19 protein-coding genes and 7 tRNA genes are annotated in these 22,938 nt (G+C 42.9%); 20 read left to right on the top strand and 6 right to left on the bottom strand.

From position 1 onward, the window contains the following. Nucleotide 1 precedes the first annotated feature (1 nt). The 4 genes from FXF70_RS16940 to FXF70_RS16925 all read left to right on the top strand — a co-directional run bounded on the left by FXF70_RS16940 (nucleotide 2) and on the right by FXF70_RS16925 (nucleotide 2,982). Nucleotides 2-76, top strand: a tRNA-Asn gene (locus FXF70_RS16940). Between the two features lies 1 nt (nucleotide 77). Then, nucleotides 78-150, top strand: a tRNA-Thr gene (locus FXF70_RS16935). 365 nt (nucleotides 151-515) lie between these two features. After that, nucleotides 516-1,955 (top strand): SulP family inorganic anion transporter, encoded by a 1,440-nt coding sequence (locus FXF70_RS16930; protein ID WP_148780801.1) that lies wholly within the window; start codon nucleotides 516-518, stop codon nucleotides 1,953-1,955. A 61-nt stretch (nucleotides 1,956-2,016) separates the two neighbouring features. After that, complete coding sequence (locus FXF70_RS16925) at nucleotides 2,017-2,982, top strand: bile acid:sodium symporter family protein (protein ID WP_262368864.1); 966 nt, start codon at nucleotides 2,017-2,019, stop codon at nucleotides 2,980-2,982. 38 nt (nucleotides 2,983-3,020) lie between these two features. Here FXF70_RS16925 and FXF70_RS16920 read toward each other — a convergent pair whose 3' ends face one another. The 6 genes from FXF70_RS16920 to murQ are packed head-to-tail and all read right to left on the bottom strand — an operon-like array spanning nucleotide 3,021 to nucleotide 10,750. Continuing rightward, complete coding sequence (locus FXF70_RS16920) at nucleotides 3,021-4,229, bottom strand: exo-beta-N-acetylmuramidase NamZ family protein (RefSeq protein ID WP_370648324.1); 1,209 nt, start codon at nucleotides 4,227-4,229, stop codon at nucleotides 3,021-3,023. A gap of 50 nt (nucleotides 4,230-4,279) precedes the next feature. After that, entirely contained in the window at nucleotides 4,280-6,199 is a 1,920-nt protein-coding gene (locus FXF70_RS16915) for a glycoside hydrolase family 3 protein (RefSeq protein WP_017358873.1), read from the bottom strand. Between the two features lie 13 nt (nucleotides 6,200-6,212). Further along, nucleotides 6,213-7,568 (bottom strand): penicillin binding protein PBP4B, encoded by a 1,356-nt coding sequence (pbp4b, locus tag FXF70_RS16910; RefSeq protein WP_148780799.1) that lies wholly within the window; start codon nucleotides 7,566-7,568, stop codon nucleotides 6,213-6,215. A gap of 12 nt (nucleotides 7,569-7,580) precedes the next feature. Continuing rightward, a complete protein-coding gene (locus FXF70_RS16905; RefSeq protein ID WP_008344031.1) occupies nucleotides 7,581-8,960 on the bottom strand; it encodes a PTS transporter subunit EIIC in 1,380 nt (459 codons plus the stop codon). Then, nucleotides 8,957-9,826 carry a MurR/RpiR family transcriptional regulator gene (locus FXF70_RS16900; protein WP_007498558.1) on the bottom strand — a complete coding sequence of 290 codons (870 nt, stop codon included), beginning with the start codon at nucleotides 9,824-9,826 and terminating at the stop codon, nucleotides 8,957-8,959. Before FXF70_RS16900 ends, FXF70_RS16905 begins: the two co-directional genes overlap by 4 nt. A 12-nt stretch (nucleotides 9,827-9,838) precedes the next feature. Beyond that, nucleotides 9,839-10,750 (bottom strand): N-acetylmuramic acid 6-phosphate etherase, encoded by a 912-nt coding sequence (murQ, locus tag FXF70_RS16895; protein ID WP_148780798.1) that lies wholly within the window; start codon nucleotides 10,748-10,750, stop codon nucleotides 9,839-9,841. Between the two features lie 220 nt (nucleotides 10,751-10,970). Between murQ and FXF70_RS16890 the strand changes: the two genes are divergently transcribed. The 16 genes from FXF70_RS16890 (at nucleotide 10,971) to FXF70_RS16815 (ending at nucleotide 22,888) form a co-directional block, all read left to right on the top strand. Beyond that, nucleotides 10,971-11,045: transfer RNA gene (locus FXF70_RS16890), tRNA-Glu, on the top strand. A 6-nt stretch (nucleotides 11,046-11,051) separates the two neighbouring features. Beyond that, a tRNA-Val gene (locus FXF70_RS16885) sits at nucleotides 11,052-11,127 on the top strand. Nucleotides 11,128-11,130: 3 nt separating this feature from the next. Continuing rightward, nucleotides 11,131-11,203, top strand: a tRNA-Thr gene (locus tag FXF70_RS16880). A 28-nt stretch (nucleotides 11,204-11,231) separates the two neighbouring features. Then, nucleotides 11,232-11,316 (top strand) — tRNA-Tyr (locus tag FXF70_RS16875). Between the two features lie 4 nt (nucleotides 11,317-11,320). Then, a tRNA-Gln gene (locus FXF70_RS16870) sits at nucleotides 11,321-11,392 on the top strand. Between the two features lie 136 nt (nucleotides 11,393-11,528). Next, on the top strand, nucleotides 11,529-12,440 hold the full coding sequence (gene rocF / locus FXF70_RS16865) for an arginase (protein WP_148780797.1): 912 nt from the start codon (nucleotides 11,529-11,531) through the stop codon (nucleotides 12,438-12,440). Nucleotides 12,441-12,624: 184 nt separating this feature from the next. Next, nucleotides 12,625-13,188, top strand: a complete 564-nt coding sequence (gene sigW / locus FXF70_RS16860) for an RNA polymerase sigma factor SigW (RefSeq protein WP_007498553.1) — start codon at nucleotides 12,625-12,627, stop codon at nucleotides 13,186-13,188. Nucleotides 13,189-13,202: 14 nt separating this feature from the next. After that, the gene (rsiW, locus tag FXF70_RS16855; protein WP_008344028.1) at nucleotides 13,203-13,829 is read left to right on the top strand and encodes an anti-sigma-W factor RsiW; all 627 of its coding nucleotides are present in this window, start codon (nucleotides 13,203-13,205) and stop codon (nucleotides 13,827-13,829) included. A 203-nt stretch (nucleotides 13,830-14,032) separates the two neighbouring features. Further along, a complete protein-coding gene (gene cdaA, locus FXF70_RS16850) occupies nucleotides 14,033-14,854 on the top strand; it encodes a diadenylate cyclase CdaA (RefSeq protein WP_008344027.1) in 822 nt (273 codons plus the stop codon). Continuing rightward, a complete protein-coding gene (locus FXF70_RS16845) occupies nucleotides 14,847-16,253 on the top strand; it encodes a CdaR family protein (protein ID WP_148780796.1) in 1,407 nt (468 codons plus the stop codon). Before cdaA ends, FXF70_RS16845 begins: the two co-directional genes overlap by 8 nt. Before the next feature lie 25 nt (nucleotides 16,254-16,278). Next, entirely contained in the window at nucleotides 16,279-17,625 is a 1,347-nt protein-coding gene (gene glmM / locus FXF70_RS16840; protein ID WP_008360584.1) for a phosphoglucosamine mutase, read from the top strand. A gap of 576 nt (nucleotides 17,626-18,201) precedes the next feature. After that, nucleotides 18,202-20,004 (top strand): glutamine--fructose-6-phosphate transaminase (isomerizing), encoded by a 1,803-nt coding sequence (gene glmS, locus FXF70_RS16835; RefSeq protein WP_007498541.1) that lies wholly within the window; start codon nucleotides 18,202-18,204, stop codon nucleotides 20,002-20,004. A 482-nt stretch (nucleotides 20,005-20,486) separates the two neighbouring features. Continuing rightward, on the top strand, nucleotides 20,487-20,843 hold the full coding sequence (locus FXF70_RS16830; RefSeq protein WP_144684430.1) for a DUF2200 domain-containing protein: 357 nt from the start codon (nucleotides 20,487-20,489) through the stop codon (nucleotides 20,841-20,843). A 160-nt stretch (nucleotides 20,844-21,003) separates the two neighbouring features. After that, on the top strand, nucleotides 21,004-21,195 hold the full coding sequence (locus tag FXF70_RS16825; RefSeq protein ID WP_003217265.1) for a PLD nuclease N-terminal domain-containing protein: 192 nt from the start codon (nucleotides 21,004-21,006) through the stop codon (nucleotides 21,193-21,195). 14 nt (nucleotides 21,196-21,209) lie between these two features. Continuing rightward, on the top strand, nucleotides 21,210-22,127 hold the full coding sequence (locus FXF70_RS16820) for an ABC transporter ATP-binding protein (RefSeq protein WP_148780795.1): 918 nt from the start codon (nucleotides 21,210-21,212) through the stop codon (nucleotides 22,125-22,127). Further along, nucleotides 22,124-22,888, top strand: a complete 765-nt coding sequence (locus FXF70_RS16815; protein ID WP_148780794.1) for an ABC transporter permease — start codon at nucleotides 22,124-22,126, stop codon at nucleotides 22,886-22,888. The genes FXF70_RS16820 and FXF70_RS16815 overlap by 4 nt, the downstream gene beginning before the upstream one ends. Nucleotides 22,889-22,938 lie beyond the last annotated feature (50 nt).

Below are 22,938 nucleotides of genomic sequence, written 5' to 3'. Positions count from 1 at the left end.
TTCCGCAGTAGCTCAGTGGTAGAGCTATCGGCTGTTAACCGATCGGTCGTAGGTTCGAGTCCTACCTGCGGAGCCATGCTTCCATAGCTCAGTAGGTAGAGCACTTCCATGGTAAGGAAGAGGTCAGCGGTTCGAGCCCGCTTGGAAGCTTTCCTCTATATGATAATGGTAAATGTTAAGGTTTCTCGTTGATGAGAAGGCTTTTTTTGTTTGTTTTAAAATATATATTTAACGTTTATTGATCTTGGTTCGGCTTATTAAACTAGAAAATGAATCGAGCGATTTTGATGGAAGCTTTGCCTTAGCTTTCTACATACTCCTTCTATTTGTTCTTGATTCTTCGGCGTATTTCTTTTATCCTTACTAAAGTGATGACTTCCTCTCTTACAAAACACTCTGTACGTTCCTCTTTTTCCCCGAAATTGAATGGTTATTGTTTGTTCCTTTCTGTATCTCCGAGTTTTATTCGCCTTCTTTTTCCTTGTGCGGTATGTATATAAAAAGGAGTAGATGGTTTGAAAGATTTATTTGTAAAGCAAGAATGGTTTGGATATGTGCGTCAGGATGTGCTGGCGGGTATTTTAGTGGCTCTGGCTTTAATTCCTGAGGCGATTGCGTTTTCGATTATTGCGGGCGTTGATCCAAAGATTGGGTTGTATGCTTCGTTTTGTATTGCTATTGTCATTTCGTTTGTTGGTGGACGGCCAGGTATGATTTCGGCTGCTACAGGGGCTATGGCTCTGGTTATGGTTAATTTGATTGCAGATCATGGATTGCAGTATTTGTTTGCGGCTACGATTTTAACAGGCCTGATTCAAATTGTGTTTGGAATGTGTCGTGTTTCTCGTCTGATGAAATTTATTCCGAGGTCTGTGATGGTTGGTTTTGTCAATGCGTTGGCAATTATGATCTTCATGGCACAGCTGCCGCATTTCGTTGGGGAATCCATGGCTATGTATGTCATGACAGGTGGAGCATTGTTGATCATTTATGTATTGCCGATGGTCACAAAAGTTATTCCCTCTCCACTTATTGCAATTATTGTGATGACGATGATTGCTGTATTTGGGCATATTGATGTCAGAACGGTTGGAGACATGGGAGAGCTGCCTAGCTCTTTGCCAACTTTTCTTATTCCCAATGTACCGTTTAGCTGGGAAACACTTGCTATCATTTTTCCTTATTCCTTAGCACTTGCGATGGTTGGTTTACTTGAATCTTTATTAACAGCGCAGATTGTAGATGATATGACGGAAACGTCTAGTCGTAAAAATAAGGAAGCGAGAGGCCAAGGAATTGCCAATGTGGTGGCAGGATTTTTTGGCGGTATGGCTGGCTGTGCGATGATTGGTCAATCTGTGATTAATACAAAGGCAGGGGGACGAGGTAGGCTTTCTACCTTTGTTGCTGGTGCATTTTTAATGGTATTGATTTTTGTTTTGGGTGATGTAGTCGTTCAAATTCCAATGGCTGCTCTTGTGGCTGTCATGATCATGGTTTCTATTGGTACCTTTGATTGGGGTTCATTCCAGCAGCTAAAAAAGAACCCAAAAACAGATTCTATTGTCATGATTGTCACGGTCGTGACGGTGGTGTTCACTCATGATTTATCCAAGGGTGTTTTTGCAGGTGTTCTTCTTAGTGCGGTATTCTTTGTAGCAAAAATATCGAAGCTTCATATTACGTCTACAGAAAGCCAAGCAGGGACTTGGATTTATCGAATAAAAGGCCAAATTTTCTTTGCTTCTGTGACTGATTTCATCCAAGCGTTCGATCAGAAAAAAGATCTCCAAGCTGTTGTCATTGATTTGTCTGAAGCGCGTATATGGGATGAATCAGGTGTGGCCGCGATAGAACGTGTGAAGGAAAAATATTGTACAGCTGGTGTAGAGGTGGACGTAGTTGGAATGGATACGTCGAGTCAAAAACTTATGAAACAAGTGATCGGATCTTAAAAAGACTTTTCTGTTTGTTACAATAGAACAAGGAAGAAAGTGAAGGATGGAGGTGGCCGGCATGCTTGTCCGTTTGAATCAGGTGCTCGGCCGGATGATGCCGCTCATTACGCCTGTCAGTGTGCTACTTGGTGTATTATTGGCGGCGTATTTAAAAGATTTCACCTTTTTGGTGCCTTGGGTGTTTGCTGTGATGACATTTTCAGGGAGCTTGTCATCTACTTTTTCAGCTTTAAAACATACGGTGATGCATCCATTGCCTTTGATTTTATCGTTTATGATTTTGCATGTGCTGATGCCCCTTTATGCATGGTCGGCGGGGCATTTGATATTTGCGGGTGATTCTATGACGATCACCGGTTTGACGCTTGCGATGGTGATTCCGACAGGTGTGTCTAGTTTAATATGGGCAGCAATGTATAAAGGGAATGTGGGGTTAACGTTATCTATCATATTAATTGATACATTGCTTTCGCCAATGATTGTGCCAGTAAGCTTGTCAATTTTCGTTGGTACACAGGTCCATATGGACATGGTGGCGATCATGAAAGGACTATTCGGTATGGTGGTGTTGCCCTCTATTTTAGGGATGCTCGTTCGTCAGTATGCAAAGCCATCGGTGACAAAAGCAATGAGTCAGACCTTGGCTCCTTTTTCAAAATTAGGCTTGTTTGTTGTCGTATCGATTAACAGTTCTGTTGTCGCCCCATATTTGCGTGAACTGGATGCTGCATTTTTTAGCAAAGCAGCGACTGTCTTTTTCATTGCAATGAGTGGGTATGCGTTTTCGTGGTTGATTGGAAAGGCGATGAAATGTACCCAAGGAGAAATTGTGGCGATTGTGTATACGGGCGGTATGCGGAACATTAGCGCGGGTGCTGTGCTTGCCATTAGCTTTTTCCCGCCTGCTGTTGCTGTTCCTGTCGTGATTGGCATGCTGTTTCAGCAAGTGCTTGCAGCCTTGTTTGGCTTTTTACTTCATCGTTTCGAGCTGAAAGTACCTGCTGTGACTAAGTCTTTATCATGAAAAAACCTCCATCCTTTAAGGTGGAGGTTTTTTTGCGATTAATAGATGAGGTATTTTTTTCGTTTCTTTTCGAACGTTTTCAGGTCATGGTGGTATTGTTTCATGATGTGTTTGATGGAAGTGCCTTTATTGATTTCTTCTTTGATCCAGCTATTCCCGATGAGTTTATCAAAGCTGCCTGTTTGTAGGAATTGAAAGTCATTAGGATACAAGTCATGTATTGCTTTGATGATAGATAGACCTGTTTTGACTGCTTCGAATGATTTTCGGTCTGTGACATAAAGCTGTACCCCGTGAGACAAAGTCCCGGCATGTTTTGAAAAGGTAGGGGTAAATGAGACAGGTCTAAATTGAACGCCTTTTAGTTTTAACCCATTTAAATGATCTGCTAGCTCATTGCTATTGATATATGGGGCGCCAATGAGTTCGAACGGTTTTGTTGTTCCTCTGCCTTCAGAAACGTTTGTGCCTTCGATTAATCCTGTTGCTGGGTAGACAAAGGTACTATCAACGGTCGGCATGTTAGGTGAAGGGAGGACGAACGGCAGCTTCGTGTCATCGAACGTCATGGATCGTTTCCAATGTTTCATTTTGATCACTTTTACATCAGCGTTGATATGAAACTCTTTGTTAAACATGTATGCAAGTTCTCCAGTTGTCATCCCATGTCTTAATGGGATGGGATAGAGACCTACAAATGAGGCATGTTCTGGCTCTAATACGGGTCCTTCTACTTTTAGTCCGCCTATTGGGTTTGGACGATCTAAGACAACAAATGGAATGTTGTTTTCCTTAGCCGCTTCCATTGCATACGCCATCGTGTAAATATAGGTGTAATAACGAGCACCAACGTCTTGAATATCAAATAGCAGGACATCTACATTTTTGAGCATTTCAGGAGTTGGCTTTCTTGTTTTTCCATAAAGAGAGTAAACAGGCAGGCCTGTTTTTTCGTCAGTATACGATTCGACGCCTTCTCCTGCTTGTGCATCACCACGGACGCCATGTTCAGGCCCATACAAGGCAGTCAGTTTGATATCGGGGTGTTCAAATAGCAGATCGACACTGCTTTTCATGTTTGCATCAATGCCTGTAGGATTCGTAATAAGCCCTACTTTTTTCCCTTTAAGCCAAGAGAGGTTACTTGAGAGTAATGTTTCGATACCTGTTTTGACTGTTGCTTTTTTTCCTTTTGTATCTGTTCGTTCTGAATCTGCGGGGGAGGCGGCGGTCAATGTGCTGATCATGAGAATGCTAGCGAGTATCAAGCTTGCTGTCTTTTTCAAGAGAATCCCTCCTATTTGATCTGTTTGCCTTTTAAATTGAGTCCATAGCCAAATGGGTAAAGGGTTTGATTAGGATGAGTGACTGATGGGATAGCGACGGGCAATTTTCCTTTAGGTGAGGCCGCTCCAAAAATCACTTCTAGTCCCGCAGGAATATTGGGTTGATTGAATTGTCCATTTGAGTAGCCTTTAAAACCGTACACAGCCAGTAAGGCGTCGGCTTCCTCGAAATTTGCAGCATCATATGGGTTTCTAAGACTCATGATGACCAATTTTTTGTTTTGTGCTGCTGCTTCATTCATGACAGCACGAGGGAAGGCCGTTGCCCATTTTTTCGGATCCTGTACACCGTCATCAATGACGCCATCATTCACAGCCGGGTCATTTTGGACAACGTAAGAGCCGGTAATGACATAGTCAGCATTTTGAATGAGTTTGGCTGTTTCTTTGGAGAAGCTCTTATCTGCAAATGCGTATGATTGGATACGCACAGGTTTGATCTTTTTTTGTTTGATTAGTGATTCAATTGTGACGGACATTGCTTTTGTTTGATCTTCGTATGGTGCCATGAGTACGATTTTGTCATTCTTTTTAGGCTTAAAAGGCAAGGTTTTGTCGTTGTTTTTAAGGAGAGTGATTCCTTCACGTGCCATTTTTTGTTCTGCTTTTCGGTGCGACTTTTGACCAACGAGCTGTGTGGCTTTTTTGATTTTCTTCTCAAGGCTTACTGATTTATTGGCGGAAATGATGCCGCGTTTGATCTTTAATTGAAGGATTTTTTCGACAGATTGATTGATCTGAGATATCGGGATTTCTTTTGTGAGAACTGCTCTTTTTAAAGCATTGAACACATTCTCTAGGTTTTTTTCTGTCTTTAAGGACGTGACAGGTGCTGGCATGAGGGCAATGTCGACGCCTGCTTTAATAGCCATTACCACAGCTTCTTCCTGTCCGAAGTTATCTGCAATCGCTTTCATATTGAGGGCGTCTGTTACAACCACTCCTTGAAAGCCCATGTCTTCTTTTAATAAGTTTGTGATGACTTTTTTTGATAAGGTTGCTGGAACCATAATGTCCTCGCCATCTTTTTTGCTTTTATACGTTGTGTCATCAATGGCTGGGAATTGAACATGAGCGGTCATGACCATATCTGCCCCTGCGTTGATTGCTTGTTGAAATGGATACAGCTCCACCTTTTTAAGACGATCTAGATCATGTTCGACAAGCGGAAGACCGTAGTGACTATCAACAGCTGTATCACCATGTCCCGGGAAATGCTTTAATGTGGAAATGGTCTTTTCCTTTTGAAGTCCTTTCATGGTTTGCAGACCAAGTCTCGTGACAAGTTCAGGGTCAGAGCTAAAGGAACGGACACCGATGACTGGGTTATTCGGGTTATTATTTACATCAAGAACAGGAGAGAAATTTGTATTGATACCTAGAGCGTTTAATTCTTTACCGATGATTTTACCAGTGTCATAAGCATTTTTCTCACTTCGAGAGGCACCAATCGACATATTTCCTGGGAAATGTGTTCCCTTTTGTAGTCTTGTGACGATTCCGCCTTCTTGATCAATGGAAATGAGTAAAGGAATGTTGGGTGATGCTTGTTGAAATTCATGTGTGAGTTTGACGGTTTGTTTCGTATCAACGACATTTTCTGCAAATAAGATGACACCGCCTAAATGATATTTCTCTACAAGGTGAGAAACTTCTTTATTCATTTTTGTGAAGCCTGTAGGAGCGGATTCACCTTCTGCTTGCCAATTGCGAAAGTCTGGCATGAGCATTTGGCCAATTTTTTCATCCAAGGACATGTCCTGAACCATTTGTTTGGCAGTTGGGAGAGGGGCGGAGCTCACCTTTTCCGTTGGAATGGAAGAGGTGAGCAGGGCCAAAACGAGTGCAGCGGGGAACAGAGCTTTTAACATCAAATTCCTCCTTTTACTTAAAAGATTCGTAGATTGCGGTCATGATGCTTCCATAAGTACCAGTTGGGAAAAGGTCACCTTCAAATTGATTTGGGTTGACTTCAGGTGAAACGACGGGTGAATGTTTTTTATTTGTTAGCAAGACGACGCCTAGATTGTGTTTTGGATCAATCAGTGTCATCGTTCCTGTCCAGCCTGTGTGTCCATACGCTTCTTTACTTGCGTATTTCCCAAACATCCATTCCATGTCAGTATTGCCGTTTTTCCGCCAGCCTAGCCCGTAAGTTGGGTTCGTGTCTGATGATTCCGTAAAGAGATCGATAGAAGCTTGGTCAAAGATGGTTGTTTTCCCATAGCCTCCTTTATTGAGCATCAGCTGAAGCAGTACGGCCATATCTGATGTATTAGAGAAAAGTCCAGCATGTCCGGAGACACCTGCCATTGAGTAATAGGCTTTCTCATCGTGGACTTCACCTAGCAAGGTATACCTGCGAATGTTTTCAAAATCAATGACACCATCTCTTGTATTGCCTAGACGCTCGGTTGCTGCAAAATGCTTTGGCTTGAATCCCTTTTTCAGCGGATTGAACATGGTATGTTTTAGACCAAGCGGTCGATAAATCGTTGACTCTACATATTGATCAAGTGGCATACCGGTTTTTTTCTCAATGATCATGCCTAACAGCATGTAATCAATATCACTATAAATATGCTGAGTGCCTGGCTTGTATTGCAGAGGCACCTTTGGCAGCCATTTCATGGTTGTTTGTCTATCTTGAGAGAAAAAAGCGCCCGCTTGCTCTTTGCTATAAAATAAAACACTGGTAGGCAGTCCGGCAGAATGGGTGAGAAGATCCTTGACTCGAAGCTGATCTTTGCCGGTTACCTTTGCATCTGGTTTATCTTGAAAGTCTGGCAGGATGGTTTGTATTTTTTCATTTACATCTAGTTTTTGTTCATATACTAGCTTTTGCAGGGCATAGTTGGTGGCATACATTTTTGTATTGGATGCCAAATCGAACAGTGTGTTCTTTTTCATTTTCTTATAGAATTTGAGTTCTGTTGTCCCTTTATATTTTTGTCTGTAGCCATAAGCTTTTTGATGGACGATCTGACCATCCTTGATAATGATGAGTGCTGCCCCTGGAAACCCTGCTTTGATATCGTTTTGAATCATGTGATCAACCTTCCTAAGCTGCCTAGAAGAAAAACCTACTTGTTCCGGTCGTTTTGCTTTTTTTAAGACGGGATATTCTTCAGGTGCTGTTTTAGACAAAGACGATACAGGATGGGAGCTAGTTGCAAATGTTTGTACTGGTAACCCAAGGAGCATGAACAGACTTGTGATGATGAGAAAATATTTCTTCAAGAGCTAGACCTCCTATTGCTTATTTTCCTCGAATTCAACAGCCATATCATCATGAAATCCAAATAAGTATGTGAAGATAAATCCAGCGACATATGCAATGAAGAGTCCTATTAAGTAAAGTAGCATTTGATGTGTGTGAACGATAAAGGTTAATGGGAGACCTGATACCCCGATTGCTTTAGTGGCGATTTGGAAATAGGCTTGAAATGCTCCGCCGATTCCAGCACCTAGACAAGCAGTGAGGAAGGGTCTTCCGAGCGGGAGTGTGACACCGAAAATGAGCGGTTCTCCAATTCCAAGCATTCCTGAAGGAAGTCCGCCTGCAATGGCTCTTTTCAGCTTTTTCTTTTTTGTTTTCATATAAATGGCAAAGGCAGCACCGACCTGTCCTGCGCCTCCCATAGCGAGGATTGGCAGAAGCGGGTCATCTCCAATTGAATTAATCAGTTCCATATGAATAGGTGTTAGACCTTGGTGAAGTCCAGTGACAACAAGAGGAAGGAAGGTCGCACCAAGAACAAATCCGGCAAAAATACCGCCAATGTTTAATAGATAAGTAAGTCCAGAGGTGATGGCATCAGATATAAATCCGCCGACTGGCATGAAGATAACGTACGTGAAAATGCCTGTAATGAGTAGTGTGATGGTTGGTGTGACGATGATATCGAGTGATTGCGGGACGAAGCGTCTGATCCGGGTTTCAACAAGTGCCATAAAAATAGCTGCAAGAAGAACACCGATGAGTCCGCCTCTACCTGGTAGAATATTAGTGCCAAATAACATAATATCAGCAGCAGCTGGGTTAATGATGAGAATACCTGCTAATGCGCCCAATGCAGGAGAGCCACCAAATTCTTTTGCGGCGTTTGTTCCTACTAATATACCGAGATAAGCAAACAAACCTGAGCCTATAACGGTTAGGATAATCGCAGCTTGAGATTTTTCATCGAGCCAGCCTGCTTGCACGACCGCTTTTGTAATACCCGTAATAAGACCCGATGCAACGAGTGCTGGAATAATGGGAATGAAAATGCTGGCGATCCGCCGTAAGAACAGCTTGAATGGTGTGCGGTTCTTTTGTGAAATGGCTTGTTTGTTTTTCTGTGCTTCGTTGTTTAAGTCATATGAACCTGAGGCATTGAGCAGCTGTTCAAATGCACTTGATACTTGGTTGACAACACCTGTGCCTAAAATGATTTGCAGTGTTTCCGCTTCGACGACGCCAATGACGCCATCGAGTTCTTTGATCGCGGTGGTTTGCACTTTTTCACGATCAATGGGTGTAATTCGGAGACGTGTCATACAATGTGTGTGGGAAGAGATGTTTTCAGAACCACCACAGAGTGAAAGGATTTCTTTCGCCAACTGCTGATATTTTTTTTGATGACTCATGTTGAATCCCCCTTTGTTTTTCGTTTCATGGAGCGGATGGCATGCCTTGTTTTGTCAATATATTGTGCTGTCTGTTCATATTGACGGGAGGCTAAACTGAGGAACAAGACATCGATTAAATAGAGCTGTGCCATTCTAGAGGAAGTGGCAGCACTGCGAAAAGGTGCTTCATTGGAACCGGACGTTGATAGATGGACATCACACAATGCAGAAACGCTTGTATGCCCTGGATGCGTTAAAGCAATGGTTTTCACTTCATTTTCTTTTGCGAGCTGAAGGGCTTGGATGATGTCTAATGTTTCTCCTGAGAAGGATATACCGAACACAATGTCATTCTTTCCAGCATTTGCGATGACCGTAGATGCGATGTGCATGTCAGTGAAGGCTGTGGCTGCATAATTGATTCTGAGAAATTTCTGCTGGGCATCAGCTGCGACGATGCCAGATGCACCCACACCGATAAAATGGATTTGGTTTGCATTCAGCAGCAGTTGAACAGCTTTTTCTAAAGCTTCTACATTTAAAATAGAGGCTGTATCTTTGATCGATTGAATGGTGTTTCCTGCTGTCTTTTGAATAATGGATTGAAGTGGTTCATCTTGTTCGATATCCCGGTAGCCTTGTTTATCAGTGTGCATTAAGTCTCCAGCGATCCGCATTTTCAAATCGTGATAGCCATCCAGCCCGAGAGACTTACAGAGGCGGATGACGGCAGAGCTGCTTGCACCGGCAGCCTGACTGATTTCATGCACTGTGCTTTTAATGACTTTGTCAGGATGGGCAAGGATATAGTCTGCAATGATTTTTTCAGATTGGGGAAGCTTTGATTTCATTGTGTGTAGTAGGGTGAGTCCGCCTGCTGACATGAGTTTCCTCCTTTAAGATTGATGACGTAAGATGGCTTTGTCGATGTGACCATCTGCTTTGTTGAGCAGGTCTTTGGCTGTCTTTTTATCTGTTTTGGTTTGGAGCATGACGATGGCTGTTTTAACTTCTAAATCGGCTGCTTCAAGTGCTTTTACGGCTTGTTCGTAGGAAGCATTGGTCACATGCTGAATGATGGTGATGGCGCGTTCTTTTAGTTTATGATTGCTTACTTTTACATCTACCATCAGGTTTTCATATACTTTGCCTTGTCTGATCATGACAGAGGTGGAAAGCATATTTAAAATCATTTTATGAGCGGATGCGGCTTTCATTCGTGTTGACCCAGTGATGACTTCTGGTCCTACGACGACTTCAATGGCGCAGTCTGCTAGTTCGCTAATCTCTGCTTGTTCATTGCAGCTGAGGGCTACTGTTTTTGCTCCAATGGTTCTAGCATAGTTTAAAGCGCCAATGATATAGGGTGTTCTACCGCTAGCCGCGATGCCGACAACCGTATCTTTTGATGTCAGGTGGATGTGTTCTAAATCTTTTTGACCAGCTTCTTCACTGTCTTCCACATCTTCTGCTGCATGTGAAAAGGCAGAGTCTCCACCGGCCATGATGCCTACGATGACATCAGGTGAAATGCTATAGGTAGGTGGACATTCGACCGCATCCATTACCCCAATTCTGCCGCTTGTTCCAGCGCCTAGATAAATGAGTCTGCCTCCATTCGAGATGGATTCAAAGGCAAAGTCACTTGCTGTCTTTACGCCTGGAAGGACACGGTTGACGGCTTGAGCGACCTTCATATCTTCCTCATTTATCATTTGGAGCATTTCTAGCGGGCTTGCTTGTGAAATTCCCATGGTGTTAGGGTTTCTTGATTCTGTTGTCAAAGAACGCAGTTGAGATGGCTGCATGTGACATACCTCCTTATTTCTTCATTTTCAGTATATTGAGTATGACATGAAATTTCAATATTATATTTAAATACTGAAATTATATTTCAGTCAAAATGTTGTGCTGATGAGGGTTGAATAGTTAGAAAATAAAAAAAATAAAAATCCCCTTTACAAAAGGGGGACAACCTGTATATAATAACTTTTGTCAGCTTCACGGAAACAGTAAACTTGACAAACTGGCCCGTTGGTCAAGCGGTTAAGACACCGCCCTTTCACGGCGGTAACACGGGTTCGAATCCCGTACGGGTCACCATGATGTGGAGGATTAGCTCAGCTGGGAGAGCATCTGCCTTACAAGCAGAGGGTCGGCGGTTCGAGCCCGTCATCCTCCACCATATGCCGGTGTAGCTCAACTGGTAGAGCAACTGACTTGTAATCAGTAGGTTGGGGGTTCAAGTCCTCTTGCCGGCACTGTTTTTCTTTTATCAATTCCATATGTGGAGGGGTAGCGAAGTGGCTAAACGCGGCGGACTGTAAATCCGCTCCCTCCGGGTTCGGCGGTTCGAATCCGCCCCCCTCCACCATTTTTGGGCTATAGCCAAGCGGTAAGGCAACGGACTTTGACTCCGTCATGCGTTGGTTCGAATCCAGCTAGCCCAGTTAAGACACCTTTTTTAAAAAGGTGTCTTTTTTTATTTTGACGATTGGAATGTATAACTATTCAAAATATTGTTGAGTTGAGTCAGAAGGCACCGAGAAAGTAAAATATAAGCATGAACGGAAAGGGGATGTACATATGGGAGATCAAAAGAAGGTCACGATTGTTGGGGTGCCGATGGATCTCGGTCAAATGAGAAGAGGCGTTGATATGGGGCCGAGTGCCATTCGCTGTGCTGGCGTAAAAGAAAAATTGGAATCGCTTTCATTTAGTGTCGAGGATTTAGGGGATATTCCTGTTGAGCAAAGGGATGATGAGAAAGGTCTCTATACAAGTGAAAAACTGAAAAACTTAACGGAGAATGCTGGCGCAAACCAGCTTCTTGCTGAAAAGGTTAGCAGTATTGTGCAGTCAGGTTCGTTTCCGCTGATTTTAGGCGGGGATCATAGCATTGCAATTGGTACACTAGCCGGTGTAGCCGAGCATTATGAAAATTTGGGTGTCATTTGGTATGATGCACACGGTGATTTAAATACAGAGGAAACCTCTCCTTCTGGAAATATTCATGGGATGCCACTTGCTGTAAGTCTCGGCTTTGGGCATGCTGATCTAATCAATATTGGCGGTTATACACCTAAAGTAAAGCCTGAGAATGTGATCTTGATCGGTGCTCGTTCTTTAGATGAAGGAGAGCGGGCATTGATTAGAGAAAAAGGCATTAAAGTGTATACGATGCATGAAATAGATCGATTAGGGATGACGAGAGTAATGGAGGAAGCCATTGCGTATTTAAAAGAAAGAACAGATGGTGTTCATTTGTCGCTTGATTTAGATGGGCTAGATCCTGCGGAGTGCCCTGGCGTGGGAACGCCGGTTGCTGGCGGCATCAGTTATAGGGAGAGTCATCTAGCAATGGAGCTTTTAGAGGAAGCAGGTATTTTGACTTCTGCTGAGTTTGTTGAGGTGAATCCGGTATTAGATGAGAAAAATAAAACAGCAGAAGCGGCAGTTGCATTAATTGGTTCTTTAATGGGTGAAAAGCTATTATAGAGCGGGACTTGTTCCCGCTTTTTTTTAATTTTGGGGAAATTTAAGGATATGTTAAGGTTTTTACCGGCTGATAAGCGTAACATGCTGTCAAAAATTTGTTACACTATTTTTTAGAGGAGAATGAAACCTTTTGGAACGAGGTTCGTATACATAAAGACCGGTGAAGGCAGAGGTTGAATATACTATGGAAACAATGATTAAAAAGAGAATTAAGCAAGTGAAAAAAGGCGACCAGAACGCATTTGCAGACATCGTAGACCTGTATAAAGACAAAATTTATCAGCTGTGCTATCGTATGCTTGGGAATGCACATGAAGCAGAAGATATTGCGCAGGAGGCGTTTATTCGTGCCTATGTGAATATTGAGAGCTTTGATGTGAATCGTAAGTTTTCCACGTGGCTGTACCGCATTGCAACCAACCTGACCATCGACCGTATTCGTAAAAAAAAGCCGGATTATTATTTAGATGCAGAGGTGGCAGGGACAGAAGGACTGAATATGTATTCTCAAATTGCGGCTGACGGCATTTTGCCAGAGGACGAGGTGGTGTCGCTTGAATTATCGAGCACCATTCAGCAAAAAATTTTAAGATTACCCGATAAATATCGCTCGGTCATCGTATTAAAGTATATTGATGAACTCTCGTTAAAAGAAATTAGTGAGATTCTGAATATACCAGTTGGTACGGTGAAAACGAGAATACACAGGGGTAGAGAGGCTCTCCGGAAACAGTTGAGAGACCTTTGAGTGAGGTGATTTTGATGAGCTGTCAGGAAAAAATCGTCCTGCTTATGCATCAGTATTTAGACGGGGACATAGAGCCCGAAGATGAAAAAGAATTAAAGAGCCATCTGCAATCGTGTGAGGAATGCCGTACTCATTTTCAACAAATTGAGAAATCCATCGCGCTCGTGCAGAGTACATCTCATATAGAAGCACCATCTGATTTCACTGCAAAGGTGATGGCAGGTCTTCCAAAGGAGAAAAAGCGTGTGTCGATTCAAAGATGGATCAAAGCTCATCCGCTAATGGTCGCCGCTGCCCTCTTTGTCATATTGATGGGAGGCAGTCTGTTTACAAGCTGGAATACGGATCATAATTTCAGTGTGTCAAAGCAGCCGAATCTCGTGGTTGAAAATGATACAGTGACGGTACCTAAAGGGGAAACCGTCAAAGGTGATGTCACTGTGAAAAATGGCAAGCTGATTGTAGAAGGCAAGGTTGATGGAAACGTAACAGTCGTCAATGGAGAACAGCTGACTGCTTCTGCCGGACAAGTCACTGGTCAAATCAATGAAATTAATGAAGTGTTTGATTGGGTTTGGTACAAAATGAAATCTACAGCACAAGATGTGATGCGGGTCATTGGTCCAGAGGAGCAAAAGTAAATCAAACAGTTTGAGAGCAGTCTCTAAGGGGACTGCTCTTTTTCTATTGATGGACAGACTTGAATGCCAGCCAGATATGGCAACTATTTTCCTTGCTGAAACAAAATGTGGTATAATAGCCACGCTATGTACTTACACATAGGCTCTTTTTTTATAAAAATGAATCGAACGAAGAATAACTGAAAATTCTGGAGGACGAGGAAATGGCTTTAGGGGATATTCCTTTTTTGCAGTACCTCGGTAATGCTGTTGATATTCTCGTTGTTTGGTATGTGATATATAAATTAATGATGGTCATCCGCGGAACAAAAGCGGTTCAGCTTTTAAAGGGAATTGTCGTCATTGTTCTCGTCAGGATGGGAAGTGCGTATCTCGGTCTTAACACACTTCAATGGCTGATGGATCAAGCGATTACGTGGGGGTTCCTTGCGATCATTATTATTTTTCAGCCAGAGCTAAGGAGAGCGCTTGAGCAGCTTGGGCGCGGCCGTTTCTTCTCTAGAAGCGGAACACCTGTAGAGGAACAGCAGCAGAAAACGATCGAGGCAATTACAAAAGCAATTAACTATATGGCAAAACGAAGAATAGGCGCGCTATTAACGATTGAGCGCGATACTGGAATGAATGATTACATAGAGACCGGAATTCCTTTAAATGCAAAGGTCAGTTCTGAGCTGCTGATTAATATCTTCATTCCGAATACACCGCTTCATGACGGCGCTGTGATTATGAAGCGTGATGAGATTGCAGCTGCAGCGTGTTATTTACCGCTGTCTGAAAGTCCTTTTATCTCTAAGGAGCTCGGTACACGTCACCGCGCGGCAGTTGGTATTAGTGAAGTAACGGACAGTTTAACCGTCATCGTCTCCGAGGAGACAGGCGGCATTAGTGTCGCAAGAAATGGTGATCTCCATCGAGAATTGACAGAAGAAGCGCTTGAAGAAATGCTGATTGCTGAGTTTAGTAAGAACAGCAAAGATGCTTCCTCGACCAAATGGTATTGGAGGGGCAAGAAAAATGGATAAGATTTTGAATAATCGCTGGGCCGTTAAGTTTCTTGCATTGGTCTTCGCTTTATTGCTGTATGGTGCAGTCAATTCAGCGCAAGCGCCCACGCCGAAAAAAATCGGTGAATCCTTTTTCCCAACATCGACAACAGACGAAGCAACCTTAACGGACATTCCTGTTAAAGCGTATTATGATGACGAAAAGTATGTAGTCACTGGTGTGCCGCAGACAGTCAATGTCACGATTAAAGGATCAACTAGTGCTGTGAAAACAGCAAGACAAACGAAAAATTTTGAAATTTACGCAGATATGCAAAACCTTACGACAGGTACACATAAAGTCGAATTGAAGGCAAGAGATGTATCGAAAGGAATCACATTAACGATTAATCCGTCTGTGACGACTGTGACGATACAGGAAAAAACGACAGCTGAATTCCCTGTTGAAACGGAATTTTATAATCAAAATAAAATCAAAGACGGCTATTCACCGGAACAGCCTATTGTGAATCCGAAAAAGGTCACGGTCACTGGCTCAAAAGACGTGATCGACAAAATTTCTGTCATTAAAGCATTTGTGAATTTAGAGGATGTCGATCAGCAAATCGAGAAAGAAGCGAAGCTCACTGTGTATGATAGCAGTGGGAATGAGCTGCCAGTCGAAGTGAGTCCGTCTGTAGTAGATATTACGGTCCCGATTACGAGTCCAAGCAAGAAGGTCCCATTTAAGATTGAGCGGACGGGCAGCTTGCCAGATGGGATCAGTATCTCAAGCATCGAGACAAGCCCAAGTGAGGTGACGGTCTACGGTTCTCAAAAGGTGCTGGATGCACTTGATTTTATTGACGGCGTTAAGCTCGACCTAAGCAAGATTAAAGATGATACAGAGATTGATGCTGACATTCCACTGCCAGATGGTGTGAAAAAGGTATCGCCTGAAACCGTTAAGATCAAAGTGAAGGTTGCAACAGCTGAAGAAAAAAAGATCGATAATATACCAATTTCTGTCGTGGGTCTGAGCAAGGATCTTAGCTCTGCTTTTGTGAGTCCGTCTTCTGGGCGTCTCACACTAACAGCAAAAGGTTCAAAGAGTGCAATTGATAAACTAAAGGCTTCAGATATTGAAGCCTATATCAATGTGGGGGACTTAAACGAAGGAACACATGAGGTCAAAGTACAAGTGAATGGCCCTCAAAATGTGACATGGACATTATCTAGATCGAAGGTCAAAGTGAAACTGACTTCTACTGATACAGAAGATCAGCCGGCTTCTACGAATGATCGGAAAGATCAATCATCCGATGATGATCAGGAAGAGAAGAGTCAAAAGGAATCTACACAAGATAAAGCAAAAAAAGAATCAAGTCAAAGACAGCGGGTCAAAGAAGATAACAAAGAGGACGCAGCGTCCTCTTGAATGGTAAAAAAGGAGCGATTGAAACATGGGCAAGTACTTTGGAACTGATGGTGTAAGGGGTGTGGCTAATAGCGAATTAACGCCAGAGCTCGCATTTAAAATTGGGAGATTTGGCGGCTATGTGCTCACGAAGGATAAAGAACGTCCAAAGGTACTCGTTGGACGAGACACGCGTGTATCTGGTCATATGTTAGAAGGAGCACTCGTAGCAGGCTTACTTTCAATTGGGGCTGAAGTCATGCGTTTAGGTGTGATCTCAACACCTGGTGTGTCTTATTTAACGAAGGCAATGGATGCAGAAGCAGGTGTCATGATTTCAGCTTCGCATAACCCAGTTCAAGACAACGGAATTAAATTTTTCGGCGGTGACGGTTTTAAACTGTCAGATGAACAGGAAAATGAAATTGAGCAGCTAATGGATCAGCCAGTTGATCAACTGCCACGTCCGGTTGGCGCCGATCTTGGAACAGTGAATGACTACTTTGAAGGCGGACAGAAGTACTTGCAATTCTTGAAGCAGACAGCGGACGAGGATTTCACAGGCATTCACGTGGCGCTTGACTGTGCACACGGCGCAACATCTTCTCTTGCGACACATTTATTTGCGGATTTAGATGCAGATGTGTCAACAATGGGAACATCACCAAACGGATTGAATATCAACGATGGCGTAGGTTCTACTCATCCAGAGGCACTTTCTGCTTTTGTGAAAGAAAAAGGAGCCGATATTGGTCTTGCGTTTGATGGCGACGGCGACCGCTTAATTGCAGTCGATGAAAAAGGTGATATTGTAGACGGCGATCAAATTATGTACATATGTGCACGTTATCTAAAGGGTGAAGGCCGATTAAAGGATGACACGGTCGTGTCAACGGTCATGAGTAACCTTGGTTTCTATAAAGCGCTTGAGAAGCAAGGCATTAAGAGCATTCAAACCGCTGTTGGTGACCGCTATGTGGTCGAGGCGATGAAAAAGGATGGCTATAATGTCGGAGGCGAGCAGTCAGGCCACTTGATTTTCCTTGATTATAATACGACAGGTGACGGCATGCTTTCAGCGATCATGTTGGTGAATACACTAAAAGCAACAGGAAAAACATTGTCAGAGCTTGCAGCTGAAATGGAGAAATTCCCGCAGCTTCTAGTGAATGTGAAGGTATCTGATAAGTATAAAGTGGAAGAAAATGAAAAAGTAAAAGCTGTGATCCAAGAGGTTGAAAAAGAGATGAACGGTGACGGACGCATCCTTGTTCGTCCATCAGGAACAGAACCGCTTGTACGTGTCATGGCAGAGGCGAAAACAAAAGAGCTGTGTGATGAATACGTGGCTCGCATTACGGCTGTTGTCAAAGAAGAAATGGGTATTGAGTAATCGATCAAAGCAAATCGCAAAGTAGCGGTTTGCTTTTTTTCGAATAAACGTCATAAGAGGCTGGTCTAGTACGAATGATATAAGCGAGGGCAATTTGCTGCTTGCTTTCATACATAAGAGAGCACATCGAAGGTAGAACGTGACAAGCCTCATCGCATATAGTGTAGGGAGGTCTCACTTTCTAACATGAAAGGGATCACCCGCTAAATTGTGATTGACGGAGGTCAGACCTTATAGTACAATCATCCTTGTGTTACTGGATTTTTATTCTAGCAGGAAAGGCAGGGTAGATGTTCAGCCACTCTTATAATTATAGCGCCCGAACTAAGCGATCGAACGACAGATGCTTAGTTGACGAGGATGGAGGTTATCGAATTTTTCGGCGGATGCCTCCCGGCTGATCAAATATAGAGATCACAGCCGTAAGTGTTTCTTTAAAGCAAAGAGGTGACTCTTTGTACAAAGGGAATACACATGATCTCCCAAAATAAACATGTAGAGAGGGACGAAGAAATGTCCCTTCTATTTTAGTAGGCTTTCTTTGTCCCTTTCACATGATCGGGAGGAAGAATATTTATGTGTGGAATCGTAGGTTATATTGGTCAGAATGATGCGAAGGAAATCTTATTAAAAGGTTTAGAGAAGCTTGAGTACCGTGGGTATGACTCAGCAGGTATCGCTGTGGCAAACGAAGATGGCGTGCATGTGTTCAAAGAAAAAGGACGTATCGCTGAGCTTCGTGAAGTCGTTGATGCAAACGTGGCATCTTCAGCAGGAATTGGACATACACGCTGGGCAACACACGGTGTACCAAGCCATCTAAATGCGCATCCGCATCAAAGTGCTTCTGGCCGTTTTACGCTTGTTCATAACGGTGTCATCGAGAACTATGTACAATTGACACGCGAATATTTACAAGACGTCACACTAAAAAGCGACACAGATACAGAGGTTGTTGTTCAAGTCATCGAACAATTTGTGAACAGAGGTCTTGATACAGAGGAAGCTTTCCGTCAAACGCTTCTTCAACTAAAAGGCTCTTACGCAATTGCCCTTTTCGATAACGAAAACAAAGAAACAATCTATGTGGCGAAAAACAAAAGCCCATTATTGGTTGGTTTCGGCGAAGATTTCAACGTTGTGGCTTCTGACGCAATGGCGATGCTTCAAGTAACAAACGAATATGCGGAATTAATGGATAAAGAAATGGTCATTGTTACTAAAGACGAGGTTATTATTAAAAACCTTGACGGTGATATTATGACACGTCCTTCTTATATCGCTGAGCTGGATGCAAGCGACATTGAGAAAGGCACATATCCTCACTACATGTTAAAAGAAACGGATGAACAGCCGCTTGTTATGCGCAAAATCATCCAAGAATATCAAGACGAAAACGGCAAGTTGTCAGTCGCTGGCGATATCGCAAGCGCAGTAGCAGAAGCAGACCGCATCTATATTGTGGCTTGCGGAACGAGCTACCATGCTGGACTTGTTGGTAAACAATACATTGAAGACTGGGCGAAAGTACCTGTAGAAGTCCATGTAGCAAGTGAATTCTCTTACAACATGCCGCTTCTATCGAAAAAACCGTTGTTCATCTTCCTTTCTCAATCTGGGGAGACTGCGGACAGCCGTGCTGTACTTGTTCAAGTCAAAGAACTTGGTCATAAAGCATTAACGATCACAAACGTACCAGGATCTACGCTTTCTCGTGAAGCAGACTTCACATTGCTTCTTCATGCAGGACCAGAAATCGCAGTGGCTTCAACAAAAGCCTACACAGCACAAATCGCTGTTCTTGCGATCCTTGCATCTGTTGCAGCTGAATTAAATGGTCAATCTCTTGACTTTGATCTTGTGAAAGAGCTTGGGATTGTAGCAAACGCAATGGAAGCCCTTGTCGATCAAAAGGATGAAATGGAACAAATCGCTCGTGATTTCTTCACAGTGACACGTAACGCATTCTTTATCGGAAGAGGACTTGACTACTATGTGTGCCTTGAAGGTTCACTAAAATTAAAAGAGATCTCTTACATCCAAGCAGAAGGATTTGCTGGCGGAGAACTCAAACACGGCACGATTGCTTTAATTGAAGAAGGCACACCGGTCATTGCCCTTGCCACGCAAGAGCATGTGAACCTCAGCATTCGCGGTAACGTCAAAGAAGTCGTTGCACGCGGCGCAAACCCATGTGTCATCTCACTAAAAGGCCTAGAAGACGAAGGCGATCGTTTCGTCCTTCCAGCTGTACACCCAGCACTTGCACCACTTGCATCTGTTGTTCCATTACAGCTAATCGCTTACTACGCAGCCCTTCACCGCGGGTGTGATGTGGATAAACCACGTAACCTTGCGAAGAGTGTGACGGTGGAGTAGGTTTTAAATAAAATCGGTTTTTTGATACCCCTTTTAGATATAATTGTCTAAAGGGGTATTTTTGTGTCAATAGAACTAGCAGTTGAAAGATTTAAGCTGAACTTTGATTGATAGATACTATTTCCATGTTGCTATTATGATAAATATTCTTAGGGGGAAATATTATTTTTATTCGATACGTAAAAAAAGAAAAATGGGGAATTGTTTTTTTCTTCATTGGTTATATTGCATTGTTTATCATTTCTTATTGTTTAATTGGTGGTCCTGTCTCAAGTGGAGGACCAATAGGTGTATTCCTTGGATTTTGTATTGTTCAATTTCTTAAATATAGAGCTTTCAAAAAAGATGAAAGAAATAATAAAGGCATATATCATCGTTTATAAGTTATATTTTTAACACATTATACTAAGTGCATAATGAGAGAGCGTCCCCTTGAGAAAGCGTGACAGTTTAAATATTTAACGAAGAAAGAGAGCAGACACATGACCAAACATAAAATTTACACAATGAGCTTTGCAAAGGTCTATCCTCTCTACATCGCAAAGGCAGAGAGAAAAGGACGAACGAAGGCTGAGGTTGATACGATTATTTGTTGGTTGACGGGGTACAGTCCAGCAGAGTTACAGCAACAGTTGGACAAGCAGATAGACGTTGAAGCCTTTTTTGCTGAGGCTCCTGAGCTTCATCCTTCCCGAAGTTTAATCAAAGGAGTCATCTGTGGTGTACGGGTAGAGGACATTGAGGAAGAAACCATGAAAAATATTCGGTATCTAGATAAGCTGATTGATGAGTTAGCGAAGGGAAAGAAAATGGAAAAGATTTTGCGAGATTCGTCATGAACATCACAAGCGAGCCCAGTGAATAAACTTCACTGGGCTTTTTTATATTTATAGACCATTCGACCAATAAAAATAAAATCCATTTGAACGAATTCTCTCTTCATGTCGTCAAAAGAAGTAATATCAAAACAAATTGACGTTTGAAAAGGGAGTGGCGTGTATGGATATGAAGATGATTTTACCTCTTATTTTGCTGCAAGCGATTTTAATGGTGATTGGTTTGTTTGATTTGTTGAAAAGAGATCCGTCGAGAATCAGGGGAGAGGTGAAGTGGGTTTGGGCTTTGGTGATTGTGTTTGTGGCGAGTGCCGGTCCTATTGCGTATTTCATTTTTGGTCGTAAACAATCTTAGTAGGGGGGATTCGCTTGAATATGTTGGAGTGTCAAGGCCTGACGAAATCGTATGGACGGCATGAAGTGTTAAAAGATGTCTCGTTTTCTGTTGGGGAGGTTGGATGTGCTGGCTTTTTAGGAGCCAATGGAGCGGGGAAGACAACGACGATCCGGATTTTGACGGGGCTTGCTCGTCCTACGTCTGGCGTTGTGAAGGTGGCAGGTTTTGATGTCACAAAGGACATGGATCAAATCAGTCAGGTGATTGGGTACTGTCCGCAGCATCCTGCATTTTATCAGGATATGACGGGGCAGGAATGGATGCATTGGGTTGGCGGATTATTTCATTTAGAGAAAAACATCATTCGTTCCAAAACAGAGGAGCTGTTGAAGCTTTGCCGTGTGTATGAGGCGAAGGATCGTGCCATTGGTAGCTATAGTGGAGGCATGAAGCAGAGGCTTGCTATTGCGCAGGCACTCATCAACAGCCCGAAGGTTCTTATTCTAGATGAACCTGTGTCGGCACTTGATCCTATGGGGAGAAAAGACGTCCTGACTTTGATTGAGCGTCTAAAGCATGAGATGCTGATCTTTATGTCGACCCATATTTTAGATGACATTGAAAGGGTGGCCGATCATATTATCATGATCAACAGCGGCAAAATTGAGATGTCCTCTTCGATGAAACAGCTCAAAGAAGACTATATCCAGCCCGTGATTGAATTTCAGTTAGAACAACAGAATACGAAACTAATGGCTTTGTTAAAGGAGCGGGATTGGGTGGAGGAATGCATGGAGACAGGAGGCACTTATCAGGTGCGAGTCAACAATCAACAAACGGCATTGAAGGAGCTGCCGGGTCTCATCACTGCAACTGGTGGTGTTCTTCTCCAATATCAACTATCTAAGCTGACGCTTGAAGATATTTTCATGAAGGTTGTGACGGCATGATGATGTTGAAAAAGGAATTTAGGGAGTTATTCACTAGTTATAAAATCTTATTTGTGCCGGTCATTTTTACGATTTTAATGATTACGCAGCCTATTACGCTCAAAATGCTACCAGATCTTTTGTCGAAATCAGCGAATTTACCTGAAGGGTCTACATTTTATATACCAGAGCCTAGCGCTGGAGAGGCTTTAGCTAGTGCATTGAGTAAATTTGATTCACTCGGCGTGTTTATCCTGATTATGATTGTGATGGGGACGATTGCTGGAGAGCGTGCCTCTGGGGTGACGGCGATGATTATGGTGAAACCGATCAGTCGAATGAGTTATTATGTCTCAAAAATATGTGCCTATGCCTGTTTAACGTTGTTTAGTTTGATAGTGGCGGTGCTTGCTTCCGTTTATTATGTGGACATCCAATTTGGGCATGTGGATTGGGGCGATGTGTTAAAAGGAACGCTTTTGTATTATCCGAACCTACTGCTCATTGTAGTATCGACCATTTGTGCATCGGCGTTCTTTAAGCGTTCAGTGACTGCGGGCGGCGTTTCCCTTTTGATCAACCTCATCCTGTTTACCGTTCCTTCGTTTTATGAGGATACATTAGGGGAGTTTGCACCTAAAGGCGTCACAAGTGCGGCTGAGGAGATGATTCATAGAGGGACTTATTCAGATCAGGCACTTACTAGCTTTCTAGGTGTATCGGTATTGATTGGTTTCTTTTTTCTCATCGGATGGTTTCTTTTTAGAAAACAAGAATTATAGCACGGTGTACCCTTTGGATATGAAAATCTAAAGGGTTTTTTATGTATTTA

Source organism: Bacillus sp. Y3, from assembly GCF_008123875.1.
GTDB lineage: Bacteria > Bacillota > Bacilli > Bacillales > Bacillaceae > Bacillus > Bacillus altitudinis.
This window is presented reverse-complemented; position numbering and strand designations above follow the sequence as displayed.

Excerpts from the sequence above, each read along its gene's own strand:
- FXF70_RS16920 (WP_370648324.1), bottom strand. The coding sequence starts at position 4,229 with ATGATCAGCACATTGACCGCCGCCTCCCCCGCAGATTCAGAACGAACA.
- rocF (WP_148780797.1), top strand. The coding sequence starts at position 11,529 with ATGGGAGATCAAAAGAAGGTCACGATTGTTGGGGTGCCGATGGATCTC.
- FXF70_RS16925 (WP_262368864.1), top strand. The coding sequence starts at position 2,017 with ATGCTTGTCCGTTTGAATCAGGTGCTCGGCCGGATGATGCCGCTCATT.
- FXF70_RS16905 (WP_008344031.1), bottom strand. The coding sequence starts at position 8,960 with ATGAGTCATCAAAAAAAATATCAGCAGTTGGCGAAAGAAATCCTTTCA.
- rsiW (WP_008344028.1), top strand. The coding sequence starts at position 13,203 with ATGAGCTGTCAGGAAAAAATCGTCCTGCTTATGCATCAGTATTTAGAC.
- FXF70_RS16915 (WP_017358873.1), bottom strand. The coding sequence starts at position 6,199 with ATGTTAAAAGCTCTGTTCCCCGCTGCACTCGTTTTGGCCCTGCTCACC.
- FXF70_RS16830 (WP_144684430.1), top strand. The coding sequence starts at position 20,487 with ATGACCAAACATAAAATTTACACAATGAGCTTTGCAAAGGTCTATCCT.
- murQ (WP_148780798.1), bottom strand. The coding sequence starts at position 10,750 with ATGCAGCCATCTCAACTGCGTTCTTTGACAACAGAATCAAGAAACCCT.
- FXF70_RS16825 (WP_003217265.1), top strand. The coding sequence starts at position 21,004 with ATGGATATGAAGATGATTTTACCTCTTATTTTGCTGCAAGCGATTTTA.
- glmS (WP_007498541.1), top strand. The coding sequence starts at position 18,202 with ATGTGTGGAATCGTAGGTTATATTGGTCAGAATGATGCGAAGGAAATC.
- FXF70_RS16900 (WP_007498558.1), bottom strand. The coding sequence starts at position 9,826 with ATGTCAGCAGGCGGACTCACCCTACTACACACAATGAAATCAAAGCTT.
- glmM (WP_008360584.1), top strand. The coding sequence starts at position 16,279 with ATGGGCAAGTACTTTGGAACTGATGGTGTAAGGGGTGTGGCTAATAGC.
- cdaA (WP_008344027.1), top strand. The coding sequence starts at position 14,033 with ATGGCTTTAGGGGATATTCCTTTTTTGCAGTACCTCGGTAATGCTGTT.
- FXF70_RS16815 (WP_148780794.1), top strand. The coding sequence starts at position 22,124 with ATGATGATGTTGAAAAAGGAATTTAGGGAGTTATTCACTAGTTATAAA.
- FXF70_RS16845 (WP_148780796.1), top strand. The coding sequence starts at position 14,847 with ATGGATAAGATTTTGAATAATCGCTGGGCCGTTAAGTTTCTTGCATTG.
- sigW (WP_007498553.1), top strand. The coding sequence starts at position 12,625 with ATGGAAACAATGATTAAAAAGAGAATTAAGCAAGTGAAAAAAGGCGAC.